The sequence below is a fragment of the Kocuria turfanensis genome (assembly GCF_001580365.1).
Lineage (GTDB): Bacteria > Actinomycetota > Actinomycetes > Actinomycetales > Micrococcaceae > Kocuria > Kocuria turfanensis.
Window position 1 is genome coordinate 2855993 of the sequence record NZ_CP014480.1, and the last position, 11512, is coordinate 2867504.

The window sequence follows — 11512 nt, forward strand, 5'->3', positions numbered from 1 at the left end:
GCGCCGCGGGGGCACCGGGGTGTGCGGGCGGCCGGTGCGCCGCCCGCAGGAGGACGCGGGGGTCCGTCGTCGTCGTGCGCGGACGGCGACGACGGACCCCGCACCCGGCGCCGCCGACGGCGGCGCCGGGGAGAGCCGGCTCAGCAGAAGCCGGCGATGCCCATCCAGGCGGCCTCGTGCTCCGCGGCGCCCCTGCGCTGGATCGTGGCCTCGATGAGCCCGTAGGGGCGGTCGGCCGCCCAGTGGGTCTCCTTGTCGTTCTCGAGGCCGCAGAAGCCGAGGTCGTACACGAAGTGGTGCTTGTTCGGGCAGGAGAACTTGATCTCGTCGATCTCCGGGTGGGCCTCGATGACGGCCTTGCCCATCAGGTAGAGGGTCTCCTGGAGGGCCTTGGAGTAGTGGTCGGTGAACTTGGTGAGGATGATCCGCTTGACGTCCTCGTAGACGGCGTCGAAGTCCACCTCCGTGGTGTTGTAGCGCCACCGGGTGGCGATGTCGGTGGACATGATCCGGTCCTCGGTCTCGGGCAGGACCGTGTACCTGTCCTTCGGGTAGCCGGTGAAGCCGGACTGCGTGGACTTCAGGACGGTCAGGTCCTTGAACCCGGAGATCACCGTGCGCTCCTCGCCCTCGGCGACGACCACCGCGGTGCGCACCTCGTCCTTGTGCTGCACGAAGCAGTGGTCGTGGTCGTCGATCCGGTTCCACGCGTACTCCTGGGCGGCCCAGCGTCCGCCCGTGATCCACTCGAACTCGCCGGTGAAGTGGCCGGCGAGCCGCAGCAGGAACTGCTCGGGGGAGTCGATGCCGTACTGCTGGGCGAAGGCGAACACGGTCTGCTTCTGCGTGTCCGTGGGCACGCAGTGGGCGTTGTCGCCGCGGGTGTGCACCTCCTCGAGGTCCCCGCGAAGCTGCGAGGTGACCACGAGATCACGGATCTCGTGGCGGTCGGTGTCGCGGTTGATGCGCACGACGTGGTTCTCGGCCTTGCCGTACTGGTTCCTGCCCAGGACGACGGTGTCCGTGGGCTGCTCGGTGACGACGTCGGTCATGACGTTCCTCCTGGCGATCTGGTGTCAGCTGATCGGGGCGGTCGAAGACGGGCGGGCCCGCCAACTCCTGGGTCAACTGCCCCGGTAGGTGGAAAAGGCGAACGGGCTCAGCAGGAGCGGCACGTGGTAGTGCCGCTCCTCGGCCTGCACCGTGAAGTTCACCGTCACGAACGGGTAGAACGTCGGCTGGTTCCTGCCGGCGAAGTACTGCCCGGTGGCGAAGGTGATCCGGTAGTCGCCGGATTCCAGGGTCTCTGGGCCCAGTTCGGGCACGCGGCCGTCCTCGTCGGTCTCGGCGGTCGCGATGGAGGTGCCGTCGGCGGCCTCGAGGGCCACGGCGACGCCCCGGGCGGGGGTGCCGGTGACGGAGTCGAGGACGTGGGCGGTGACGTAGCTCATGGGGTGACGAGTCCTTCGAGTCGGAGGAGGGCGATCTCGCGCAGCTGGTCGGCGACCACGGTGCGCTCGGTCCCGGTGTCGTGCTGCAGGCGCTCGGAGAGCTGCTGCAGGATCTCCTCGGGGGTGCGCCCGGCGGCGCGGATGAGGAAGACCTGGCCGAACTTCTCCTCGTAGGCGCGGTTGCCCTCCCGCAGGCGCCGCTGGACCTCGGTGTCGGAGGGGTCCACGGCCGGCTGCTCCGCCCGGGACAGGCCGGCCTCCGCGCTGTCGCCCTGGGGGCGCTCGCCGATCCGGGGGTGGTGGGACAGCGCCCGGTCGATCTCCTCGTCGCTGAACGGCCTCGCCGCGTCACGGGCCCTGCCGAGCAGGGCATCATGGTGCCAGTAGGGGCGGGCGTCCGCCACGGCCTCCAGCCAGCGCGGGATGTCGAGGGCCGGCCGGATCGCCTCGACCGCTTCCGGCCGGGGGAGGGAGTTGAACTCGATGAGATGCATCTGCTGCGCCGTCAGCCCTTCCATGATTCCGCAATGTGAAATAAATATTTCATTGAGCCCAGTGAACTGGATCACACGGTGCAAGTCAATGCTTCCATCCACGTGTTACCAAGTTCTTGCAGGAAGATGACCGCGGCGAAACTTTCGTTTCACCGCGGAGCGGCGACGCCGTCAGGGCGGGGAGGAGTGCGGGATGGACCGGCAGGGCGCAGTGGGGAACGGTCGGGAGACGGGCGGGGCCGCGAGGGTGCTGGTGGTGACCGGGGCCGGCTCCGGGATCGGCCGGGCGGTGGCGCGCAGCTTCCTGGCCGCCGGATGGGCGGTCGTGCTGAGCGGGCGGCGCCGGGAGCCCCTGGAGGAGACCGCCGAGGGCGCCCCCGGGGCCTGGATCGTGCCGATGGACGTGGCCGACGCGCAGAGCGTGTCCGAGGCCTTCCGGGAGATCTCCCGCCTCGCGGGGCGGATCGACGTGCTGTTCAACAACGCGGGGACCTTCGGGCCGCGCGGGGAGGTGGACGAGATCGACCCCCTCGAGTGGCAGCGCACCCTGCAGGTGAACCTCACCGGGACCTACCTGTGCGCGGCCGAGGCCTTCCGGATCATGAAGCGGCAGCGCCCCGGCGGCGGGCGGATCATCAACAACGGCTCGATCTCCGCCCACGCCCCCCGGCCGCTGTCCGCGGCCTACACCGCGAGCAAGCACGCCGTCACCGGTCTCACCCGGTCCCTGGACCTGGACGGCCGTCCGTACGGGATCACCTGCGGGCAGATCGACATCGGCAACGCGGCCACGGAGCTGCTCGCGGGCCTGGGGACGGACGGCGGCGCCCTGCAGGCCGACGGCTCCCTCCGCCCGGAGCCCAGCTTCCCCGTGGAGGAGGTGGGGCGTGCGGTGCTGATGATGGCCGAGCTCCCCGCCGCCGCCACGGTGAACTCGCTCGTGCTCACCGCCTCCGGGATGCCGTTCGCCGGCCGCGGGTGAGCGGAGGGGGTCGGGGCGCCGAGAGTCCCATCGGGCCGCGCGGGGCTTGTTCGACGTGCCGCCCGGAGAGGCCCCTCCGGACCGTGCGGAGGGGCCTCCGGGCTGTGGGGCGGCCGTTCAGCCGGCCAGTCGGCGCCGGAGCCCGGCCACGTGGCCCTCGGCCTGCACGTTGTGCTCCGCCGATTCGACGGTGCCGTCCTCACCGATGACGAAGGTCGATCGGAGCGGGCCGATCCGGGTCTCCCCGCCGACCGTCTTCTCCCCCCAGGCGCCCCACGCGCGGGCGGTGGCCGCGTCCGGGTCCGAGAGCAGCCGGTAGGGAAGGCGGTGCTCCTGCGCGAAGCGCCGCAGGGTCTCGGGGTCGTCCCCCGAGATCCCCAGCACGGTGCAGCCCAGCGCCTCGAGGGAGGCGAGGTTGTCGCGGAAGTCGCACGCCTCGGACGTGCAGCCGGGGGTGAAGGCCTTCGGGTAGAAGTAGACGATCACCTTCCGGCCCCGCAGCCCGGACAGCCGCACCTCCTGGCCCTCGTGGTCGGTGAGCGTGAAGTCGGGGGCCTGCCGGCCGGTCCGGATCTGCGGTGCCATGGGTGCTCCTGAGTGTTCCCGGGGATGGTGGTCGATGCGGCGCGGCGGGCTACGGGAGTCGGGCCGAGAGGCGGCCCACGGCGGCCCCGACGCAGGCGGAGGACACCGCCAGCACCCACAGCGGGGTGGTGCGGGCCGCGGGGTGCGGGGGCAGGGCCAGATCGGGGTCGCAGTCGGCGCCGGTGTAGCTGAAGAAGGACGCGTGGGCGGCGGAGGCCGGGCTGGCGTTCATGGTGACTCCTTCTAGTTCGTAATGTGGAATAATAATTCCGTATGACGAAACATAAGGTGGAGTCGAGAGGGAGTCAAGGGTGAGCTGGCCGTTGTCACACTGCGGGACCGCCGGGTGCGACCTCCCGCCGGCGGTCCACCGGGCGCGAGGGCGCCCGCTCAGGCGCGGAAGGTCAGCTCGGTGCAGAGGTCGTCGCCGAGCTGGAAGCGGCGCACCGGGGCCCGCAGCGCCCCGGAGAGGTGGTCCGCGCCGCGGAACCTGATGCCGGGCACGCCGTCGCCGATGAGCATGGGCGCGGTGGTGAGGTAGAGCCGGTGCAGCGTCCCGGCCTCGAGGAAACCCGAGACCGTGCGTCCCCCGCCCTCCACGAGCACCCGGTCCAGGCCGCGGGCCGCGAGCGCGGCCAGCACGTCCTGCGGATCCAGCCGGCGAGGTGCGGCCGGCACGCGCAGCACGACGACGTGCGGGGCGAGCTCCGCCGGCACGGCGGCGCCGGAGCCCACGACCCACACGGTGGGGGCCACGCCGTCGGTGAGCACGGCCGAGCCGGCCGGGGCGCGCGCCGAGGGGTCGAGGACCACCCGGGTGGGATGGCGTCCGGGCACCGCCCGGACGGTCAGCCGGCAGTCGTCGGCGGCGACCGTCCCGACCCCCACGACCACGGCGTCCACGAGCGCGCGCAGCCGGTGCAGGTGCTCCCGGTCCTCGGGGCCGGTCACGTACTCGGCGTGCCCGGTGCGCGAGGCGATGAACCCGTCCAGGCTCTGCCCGAGCTGGGCGATCACCAGCGGCCCCCGGTGCGCCACGAGGGGCCCGTAGCGTTCGGCGAGCTCCGGCCCGGCCGAGGGGTCCACCCGGCCGGCCAGCAGCTGCTCCCACGCCCCGGCGGCCCCGGCCGCGGGGGGTCCTGCCGCCGGGCGGGGGCTCCCGGTCACGGGCTCAGCCCCGGGTGAGGAACCGGTCCCGGGCGGTCTCCCCGGCGATCGCCCGCAGCCGGTGGTACTGGTCGGCGGCGCCGGCCTCGAGGCCCCGCAGCTCCTCGGCGTCCAGGCGCGGATCCGACGGGGCGAGCTCGAGCAGGGTGACCCACATGCTGCGCTTGGCCACCACCAGGGACTGCAGCATCTCCAGCTCCCCGTGGGCGGCGATCCCCGCCCGTTCCCGGATCCGGCTCAGCGGGTTGAGCCGGGACGCGATGCCGGTGGCCGTGCCGAGCCCCTTGGCCACCTTGCGCCGGGTGGCGCCCAGCCGGTCGAGCATCGCCTCGAGGTGCCCGATGTCGTCCTGGATCTCCCGGACGAACCGGGCGAACCGGTCCTCGTAGGAGGTGCCGGCCCAGGTGCGGGCCGCCTCGTCGAAGAGCCGCACCCCGGACAGGGCGCCCATGTAGTGCCCGAGCATGTAGGCCTCGAGCTTGTCCCCCTGCAGCCGTGCCCCCTCGGTGCCGCCGGTCTCGACCTGCTCGCTCATCTGCTTCTCCTCTGGTCCTCTGCGCGTCTGCTGGTGCATCTGCTGGTGCGTCTGCTCGTGCGTGTACGGGTGCGGGTGCGGATGCGTCCTGCGGGTCCGCGCGGGCGGCCCGGGTGCGCCGTCCGCCGCCGGGCCCCGCCGGCCGGGGCCGGTCCTCCAGCGTACTGACTGGGCCGCCGCGCCGGGAGGAGGTCCGGGCCGGGAGCGCCGGGGCCGCCGCCGCAGCACGACATCATAAGCGGTATGACTATCATGGGCGCATGACTGAGAACCCGAACGGCACCCCGGACCCCGACGAGCAGGAGACCCTCGGCGCCTCCAGTCCCGAGCCGGGCAGCGGGCTCGACCGCGACCCGGACGAGTGGGCCACGGGCGAGGAGCCCATGACCAGCGCCCAGCGCAGCTATCTGGACACGCTGGCCCGCGAGGCCGGGGAGGAGCTGCCCGCGGACCTCACGAAGGCGGAGGCCTCCAAGCACATCAACCGCCTGCAGGACCGCAGCAAGCGCGTCCAGGACCAGTAGGTCCGGGCGGGGAGGGAGAGCGCCGTGAAGATCGTCGTCCTGGGCGCCACCGGCAACGTGGGCACCGCCCTGCTGCGGCGGCTGCACGCCGCCCCCGAGGTCACGCAGATCGTCGGGGTCTCCCGGGAGGGCCCGGAGCGGGACGGCGAGCCGTACGACGGCGTCGAGTGGCACACCGTCGACGTCGCCGAGAAGGAGTCCACCGGCCGGCTCGCGGAGATCCTGCGCGGGGCGGACGCGGTGGTCCACCTGGTGTGGCTGATCCGCCCCAACCGGGACTTCGCGCTCATGCACCGCACCAACGTCGACGGACTGGTCCACGTGCTCGACGCCGTCGTCCTGGCCGGCGTGCCCCAGGTCGTCTATCCGTCCTCCCTCGGCGCCTACAGCCGCGGCCCCAAGGACCGCCGCGTGGACGAGTCCTGGCCCGTGGGCGGGGTGGACACCTCCCACTACAACGTCCAGAAGGCCGAGACGGAGGCGCTGCTCAACCGGTTCGAGGAGGCCCACCCCGGGGTCGTGGTGACCCGGCTGCGGCCCGGCTTCCTGTTCCAGGCCGGCGCCGCCCCCGAGATCGGGGACTACTTCTTCGGCGCCCTCGTGCCCAAGGGTCTCATCGCCCGGCTGCGCCTGCCGGTGCTGCCGTTCCCGGAGAGGTTCCGCTTCCAGACCCTGCACACCGACGACGTCGCGGACGCGTTCTGGCGGGTCATCCAGCACCGCGCCGGCGGGGCGTTCAACGTCGCGGCCGAGCCCGTGCTCGGTCCCGACGGCGTGGCCCAGGTGCTCGGCGCCAAGCGCGTCCTGCCCGTTCCGCCGGCCCTCGTCCGGGCGCTGGTGGCGATCACCTACCGGCTGCGGCTGCAGCCCACCGATCCCGGCTGGATCGACCTCGCCGACGCCGTGCCCGTCATGGACACCACGCGGATCCGCGAGGTGACGGGGTGGTCCGAGACCGTGAGCTCGCTCGAGGCGCTCCGGCAGCTCGTCGACCACCTCGACGGCCGCGAGGGCCTCGGCAACCGGGAGCACCGTCCCAAGTCGCCGCTGGTGTAGGCCCGGCGGGGATCCCGGAAGCTCGCGATGACCGCGTCCGGTTCCACGTTCGACCCGCCGTCCACCCCGGCGCCGCTGCGCCGCAACGAGGTGGTCCTGCCCGTCAGTGATCCCGGCGCCGGAGCAGGGCCAGCGCCGCGCTGATCAGCACCATGGCGCAGGCCGCGCCGATCGCGGCGGCGAAGGCGCCCCGGTGCCCGGCGGTCTCGGCCACGAGCCCGGCCAGCGCCGCCCCCACGGCCGTGCCCAGCACCACCCCGCTCGCCAGCATCGTCATGACCGTGCCCAGCCGCTCCGGGCGGGCGACGTCCCCGCCGATCGTGTAGATCGTGACCATGGTGGGGCCCACGGGCAGGCCGACGAGCAGCAGCACCGCGAGCATCGGCACGATGTCGCCGGGCAGGAGGAACAGCAGGCTCAGGACGGCCATGGCGCCCGCGCTGGCCACCCAGCGGGCGGCGGGCCGGAAGCGCTGCGGCCACCAGGCCACGGACAGGGCCGCGGCCGCGGAGCTGATGCCCAGCACGGCGTAGAGCAGCCCGGCAGCGCTCTGGGCGCCGAACTCGCCGCCGAAGGCGCTCAGCGCGTTCTGCACGGCCCCGAAGAACGTGCCCATGGCCACCATCCCGAGCACGGGGAGCAGGACGAGGACCCGGTCCCGGCCGGGACCGGGCGCGGCCGCCGCCCGGCGCCGCGGTCGAGGAGCGGCCGGCGCCGCGCGGTGCGTGGGGTGCACGGCGAAGCACGAGACCATGGTGAGGGTCAGCACGGCGGCCAGGACGAAGGGGGTCCACGGGGCGAGCAGGGACGCCAGCAGGCCCACGAGGGCGGGGCCGAGCACGAAGGTCAGCTCGTCGGCGGTGGACTCGTAGGACAGCGCGGTGTCCAGCTCCTGCCGGTCGCCCCCGGTCAGCCCGCGCCAGCGGACCCGGGCGAGCGGGCCCACCTGGGGGCAGGTGGCGCCCACCAGCAGCGCCGCCGCCACGAGCAGCGGCACGGCCGGCCCGGCCGGGTCCGTGCCGGCGTGGGCGGTGACCAGCAGCACGCCGATGGCCACCGTGTGGGCGAGGGCCGAGACCAGCAGCACCGCCCGCTGGCCCACCCGGTCGGCGAGGTGGCCCATCAGGGGCCCGCCCAGGGCCGATCCGATCCCGACGGCGCCGGCGGCCGCCCCGCCCACGGCGTAGGAGCCGGTGACGGCGGTGGCGAGGGTCAGGGCCCCGACGGTGATCATGGCCAGGGGCAGGCGGGCCACGAAGGCGATCGGCAGGAAGCCCCGGCCGCCCAGCTCGAGGAGCCGCCCGTAGCGGCCGCCGGAGCGTCGCGCGGCCCGGCGGCCGGTGCCGCGGCGCCGCTCGGCGGCCCGTTCCGCGGCGGGTTGCTCGGCGGCGGTCGGCACGGCGGCGGTCGGCACGGTGGCGGTCGGCACGGTGGTGGGCTGCTCGGCGGTGGGCTGCTCGGTGGCGGGCTGCTCGGTGGCAGGGGACTCCGTCGCACGGCGGGCGGCGGGATGGCCCACCGGGGCCTCGGAGGTCGTGCCGACGGGGGCGGAGGGGGAGTGCAGGGGGTTCACGGGTGTCCTCGAAGACTGTGCGCACCGTCCCCCCTCCCGGTGCGCCCGACCCGGACGAACGTGCCCAGTCTACCCGGCGGCCGGGCGCAGGGAACGGTCCCCGGAGGTGACCTCCGCCGCGCCCACCTCCGAGGAGACGTACAGGCACGGGCGGTCCTCGGGGACCGTGGCGCAGACCGTCGCCGCCGTCAGCTCCTCGGGGTCGCGCTCGTCGGCGCCGGCCACCGCGGGGGTCCACCACTCGGCGTCCGGGACCGAGGCCTCGATCGCGCCCGCGCCGGTGGTGATCGCCACCCGCCGCGGGGCGTCGCCGAGGATCCGCACCTCGGTGGCCCCCACCTCCGTGTGCACGTCCACGTCCTCGCGCACCCGGGCGCCGTCGACCAGGACGGTGCCCACCTCCGAGGCCGCCCACAGGCTCCGGGCGCTGCCGCCCATCTGCACCACGCCGGCCTCGGTGTCGAGCCGGACGTCGCCGAAGTCGCCCCGGGCGGAGAGGGTCCCGGCGTCGCCGGAGAGCCGCAGGTCCACGGGGTCGTCGTCGGCCGGGACCGTGACCCGCACCTGCATCCCGCCGCCGGTGCCGATCCAGGACCCGGTCGGGGGAGCCGTCACGGTCAGCCGCCCGTCCTGCACCAGCGGCTCGGGCGCCCGGTCCAGGCCGATGCCGGCGTACACGGCCTCGACCCGCAGATCGGGCACGTCGGCGGTCACGACCTCGACCACGGCGGAGCGGCCGTCGACGGCGACGGTGTCCACGGGCGCGGTCACGGTCGTGTCCACCCGCCGCTCCTCGATCGACAGCGACGCGGCCATGGCCGCCCCGCCGCCGGCGAGCAGCAACAGGGCCCCCAGGCCGCCGAGCACGGCGGTGGGGACGAGCCAGGCGGTGCGCTCGTTCGGCCCGACGGCGTCCGGGGCGGGGCGCTGCGGGAGGTCGTGGGGGGTGTCGTGGGCGGCGTCGTGGGCGGCGGGCTGCCCGGGGACGGGGTGCTCGGGGTGGGTGCTCATGGCCGGAACTCCTGGTGGGGCGGGTGGACGGACGTGGGGTGGCCGGGCCCGGGGTCGGGGTAGCCGAGGTAGCGCAGGACCGCGCGGACGCGGCGGTTGCCGCCGTCCTCGTGCGCGAGGCCGAGCTTGGTGAACACGGACCGGATGTGCTTCTCCACCGAGGACTCGGTGAGGAACAGGTTCGCGGCGATCGAGGCGTTGGACAGGCCCTGGGCCATCAGCCCGAGCACCTCGTGCTCCCGCGGGGAGAGCAGCTCCAGGTCCTGCCGGTGCCGCGAGCGCACCAGCAGCTGGGAGACCACCTCCGGGTCCAGGACGGTGCCGCCGGCACCGACCGTTCCCACGGACTCGAGGAACTGGTCGACGTCGGCCACCCGGTCCTTGAGCAGGTAGCCCAGCCCGTCCCGGCGGGAGGCGATCAGCTCGGAGGCGTAGCGCTCCTCGACGTACTGGGAGAGCACGAGCACCGCGATCCGCGGGTGCTGCGAGCGGACGAGGACGGCGGCGCGGATCCCCTCGTCCGTGAAGGTCGGCGGCAGCCGCACGTCCACCAGGGCGAAGTCCGGCTCGTGCTGCTCGACGGCCTTCAGCAGGCCCTCCGCGGTGTCCACGTCGGCGACCACCTCGTGCCCGGCCTCGGTGAGCAGGCGGACCAGGCCCGCGCGCAGGAGGACGGCGTCCTCGGCGATGACGATGCGCATCAGGATCCCTCCCCCCGGGCGACCGGCAGCTCCACGGTCAGCTCGGTCGGCCCGCCCGCGGGCGAGTCGAGGAAGAAGTGCCCGCCCGCGGAGCGGATCCGGTCCGCGATCCCGGACAGCCCGCCGCCGGGGACCACCACGGCACCGCCGCGGCCGTCGTCGGCGATCCGGGCGACCACCCGGGTGCCCCCGGCGGGGTCGGACTCGAGCCCGACCCGCACCGAGGCGGCGTCCGCCCCGGAGTGCTTGACGACGTTGGCCAGGCCCTCGGAGACCGCGAAGTACACGGCCGCCTCGGTCTCGGGGGCCAGGCGGGGCACGCGCACGTCCACGGCGACCGGCACGGGCGACTGGGCGGCCACCGCGGACAGGGCCGCGTCCAGGCCCCGGTCCTCCAGCACGGCCGGGTGGAAGCCCCGGGCCAGGCGGCGCAGCTCCGTGATCGCGGCCTTCGTCGTGGCGTGCGCCTCGCCGATGAGGTCCTTCGCCCCGGCGGGGTCGTGGTCGATCCGCCGCTGGGCCATCGACAGGTTCATGGCCACGGACACCAGCTGCGGCTGCACGCCGTCGTGCAGGTCGCGCTCGATCCGGGAGCGCTCGGTCCGGGCCCCGCGGACGGCGGTCTCCCGGGCCGCCGCGGCCTCGGCGGCCCGCCGGCGCAGCTCCGCCGCCTCGTCCACGCGCAGCAGCAGCCGGGACAGGCCCCGGTGGGCGGCCACGGAGAGCACGAGCAGGAGCACCCCGAGCAGCGCGAGCGTGATCCCGGCCAGCGCCACGGCCCAGTCCGGCCACGTGCCGACCAGCTCGGAGGGCCAGACCGGGTTGGACTCCGCGGCGTAGAGGGGGGCCAGGGCCAGCGCCACGGCGGCGCCGGTGCCGGCGAGGGCGCCGACCGCCACCCAGCCCAGGACCGTGGTCAGGAGCAGGTGCAGCAGGCCGGTCCAGAACGCGGGGTCGGAGACGTCCAGCCACCACTGGTGCGGGATCCGCCACCCGTCGGCGCGCGGGGAGCGGCGCCGGTGCGGGGCCGGCAGGTGCAGCCCGAACGCCGCCTGCGTCCGGCGGCGCTCGACCCACTCGATCCCGCGGACGGCGTAGATCGCGGCGACCAGCAGCACCACGCCCACGAGGGCGGCGAGCGAGGCGAGGCCCGCGGTGACCAGGGACACGAGGGCGGTCAGCCACAGGGTGCCGAGGGCGGCGTCGACCACCAGGTCGGTGCCGCCGAAGAACAGGGTCCTGGCGGACCACGGCCCCCACTCGCGGCCGCCGGTGCCGCCGGCGGGGACGGCGGGCCGGGACCCGGAAGCGGCGCGGTGGGCGGCGCCGTCGGCCGCCGTCCCGGGGTCGGAGGTGTGCCCGGCGCCGCTCCACGGTGCGGGCGGCAGGGGCCGGGTCTCGTGCGGTGTGCTCATGGCTCTCACGCTACGGTC

General features: G+C 74.7%; 14 protein-coding genes. 3 read left to right on the forward strand and 11 right to left on the reverse strand.

The window, feature by feature from the left end; genetic code table 11:
• Window positions 1–140 precede the first annotated feature (140 nt).
• The 3 genes from pucL to uraD form a co-directional block, all read right to left on the reverse strand.
• The gene (pucL, locus tag AYX06_RS13115) at window positions 141–1052 is read right to left on the reverse strand and encodes a factor-independent urate hydroxylase (protein WP_062736150.1); all 912 of its coding nucleotides are present in this window, start codon (window positions 1050–1052) and stop codon (window positions 141–143) included.
• Window positions 1053–1124: 72 nt separating this feature from the next.
• Window positions 1125–1451 carry a hydroxyisourate hydrolase gene (uraH, locus tag AYX06_RS13120; protein WP_062736151.1) on the reverse strand — a complete coding sequence of 109 codons (327 nt, stop codon included), beginning with the start codon at window positions 1449–1451 and terminating at the stop codon, window positions 1125–1127.
• Window positions 1448–1945 carry a 2-oxo-4-hydroxy-4-carboxy-5-ureidoimidazoline decarboxylase gene (uraD, locus tag AYX06_RS13125; protein WP_062737063.1) on the reverse strand — a complete coding sequence of 166 codons (498 nt, stop codon included), beginning with the start codon at window positions 1943–1945 and terminating at the stop codon, window positions 1448–1450. The genes uraH and uraD overlap by 4 nt, the downstream gene beginning before the upstream one ends.
• Before the next feature lie 193 nt (window positions 1946–2138).
• On the opposite strand from uraD, the gene AYX06_RS13130 reads away from it, so the two are divergent.
• Window positions 2139–2927 carry an SDR family oxidoreductase gene (locus AYX06_RS13130; RefSeq protein WP_062736152.1) on the forward strand — a complete coding sequence of 263 codons (789 nt, stop codon included), beginning with the start codon at window positions 2139–2141 and terminating at the stop codon, window positions 2925–2927.
• Window positions 2928–3044: 117 nt separating this feature from the next.
• On the opposite strand, the gene bcp is transcribed toward AYX06_RS13130, so the two are convergent.
• The 4 genes from bcp to AYX06_RS13150 all read right to left on the reverse strand — a co-directional run bounded on the left by bcp (window position 3045) and on the right by AYX06_RS13150 (window position 5214).
• Entirely contained in the window at window positions 3045–3512 is a 468-nt protein-coding gene (bcp, locus tag AYX06_RS13135; RefSeq protein ID WP_062736153.1) for a thioredoxin-dependent thiol peroxidase, read from the reverse strand.
• 49 nt (window positions 3513–3561) lie between these two features.
• Window positions 3562–3744 (reverse strand): hypothetical protein, encoded by a 183-nt coding sequence (locus AYX06_RS13140; RefSeq protein ID WP_062736154.1) that lies wholly within the window; start codon window positions 3742–3744, stop codon window positions 3562–3564.
• 158 nt (window positions 3745–3902) lie between these two features.
• Entirely contained in the window at window positions 3903–4679 is a 777-nt protein-coding gene (locus tag AYX06_RS13145; protein ID WP_062736155.1) for a RibD family protein, read from the reverse strand.
• A 4-nt stretch (window positions 4680–4683) separates the two neighbouring features.
• Complete coding sequence (locus AYX06_RS13150; RefSeq protein WP_062736156.1) at window positions 4684–5214, reverse strand: hypothetical protein; 531 nt, start codon at window positions 5212–5214, stop codon at window positions 4684–4686.
• A 260-nt stretch (window positions 5215–5474) separates the two neighbouring features.
• Here AYX06_RS13150 and AYX06_RS13155 point away from each other — a divergent pair, with 260 nt between their 5' ends.
• The gene (locus tag AYX06_RS13155) at window positions 5475–5738 is read left to right on the forward strand and encodes a DUF3072 domain-containing protein (protein ID WP_062736157.1); all 264 of its coding nucleotides are present in this window, start codon (window positions 5475–5477) and stop codon (window positions 5736–5738) included.
• A gap of 24 nt (window positions 5739–5762) precedes the next feature.
• The gene (locus AYX06_RS13160; protein ID WP_062736158.1) at window positions 5763–6794 is read left to right on the forward strand and encodes an NAD-dependent epimerase/dehydratase family protein; all 1032 of its coding nucleotides are present in this window, start codon (window positions 5763–5765) and stop codon (window positions 6792–6794) included.
• A 103-nt stretch (window positions 6795–6897) separates the two neighbouring features.
• Here the strand turns inward: AYX06_RS13160 and AYX06_RS13165 are convergent, their stop codons facing one another.
• From AYX06_RS13165 to AYX06_RS13180, 4 genes are all read right to left on the reverse strand, one after another.
• Complete coding sequence (locus AYX06_RS13165; protein WP_371860070.1) at window positions 6898–8223, reverse strand: MFS transporter; 1326 nt, start codon at window positions 8221–8223, stop codon at window positions 6898–6900.
• Between the two features lie 213 nt (window positions 8224–8436).
• Entirely contained in the window at window positions 8437–9378 is a 942-nt protein-coding gene (locus AYX06_RS19870) for a DUF4097 family beta strand repeat-containing protein (protein ID WP_062736159.1), read from the reverse strand.
• Window positions 9375–10079, reverse strand: a complete 705-nt coding sequence (locus AYX06_RS13175; protein WP_062736160.1) for a response regulator transcription factor — start codon at window positions 10077–10079, stop codon at window positions 9375–9377. The genes AYX06_RS19870 and AYX06_RS13175 overlap by 4 nt, the downstream gene beginning before the upstream one ends.
• The gene (locus AYX06_RS13180) at window positions 10079–11494 is read right to left on the reverse strand and encodes a sensor histidine kinase (protein WP_062736161.1); all 1416 of its coding nucleotides are present in this window, start codon (window positions 11492–11494) and stop codon (window positions 10079–10081) included. The genes AYX06_RS13175 and AYX06_RS13180 overlap by 1 nt, the downstream gene beginning before the upstream one ends.
• Window positions 11495–11512: the final 18 nt, after the last annotated feature.

What these genes read in the sequence shown, in the direction of transcription:
- pucL (WP_062736150.1), bottom strand. Translation starts at nt 1,052, where the DNA reads ATGACCGACGTCGTCACCGAGCAGCCCACGGACACCGTCGTCCTGGGC.
- uraH (WP_062736151.1), bottom strand. Translation starts at nt 1,451, where the DNA reads ATGAGCTACGTCACCGCCCACGTCCTCGACTCCGTCACCGGCACCCCC.
- uraD (WP_062737063.1), bottom strand. Translation starts at nt 1,945, where the DNA reads ATGCATCTCATCGAGTTCAACTCCCTCCCCCGGCCGGAAGCGGTCGAG.
- AYX06_RS13130 (WP_062736152.1), top strand. Translation starts at nt 2,139, where the DNA reads ATGGACCGGCAGGGCGCAGTGGGGAACGGTCGGGAGACGGGCGGGGCC.
- bcp (WP_062736153.1), bottom strand. Translation starts at nt 3,512, where the DNA reads ATGGCACCGCAGATCCGGACCGGCCGGCAGGCCCCCGACTTCACGCTC.
- AYX06_RS13140 (WP_062736154.1), bottom strand. Translation starts at nt 3,744, where the DNA reads ATGAACGCCAGCCCGGCCTCCGCCGCCCACGCGTCCTTCTTCAGCTAC.
- AYX06_RS13150 (WP_062736156.1), bottom strand. Translation starts at nt 5,214, where the DNA reads ATGAGCGAGCAGGTCGAGACCGGCGGCACCGAGGGGGCACGGCTGCAG.
- AYX06_RS13155 (WP_062736157.1), top strand. Translation starts at nt 5,475, where the DNA reads ATGACTGAGAACCCGAACGGCACCCCGGACCCCGACGAGCAGGAGACC.
- AYX06_RS19870 (WP_062736159.1), bottom strand. Translation starts at nt 9,378, where the DNA reads ATGAGCACCCACCCCGAGCACCCCGTCCCCGGGCAGCCCGCCGCCCAC.
- AYX06_RS13175 (WP_062736160.1), bottom strand. Translation starts at nt 10,079, where the DNA reads ATGCGCATCGTCATCGCCGAGGACGCCGTCCTCCTGCGCGCGGGCCTG.
- AYX06_RS13180 (WP_062736161.1), bottom strand. Translation starts at nt 11,494, where the DNA reads ATGAGCACACCGCACGAGACCCGGCCCCTGCCGCCCGCACCGTGGAGC.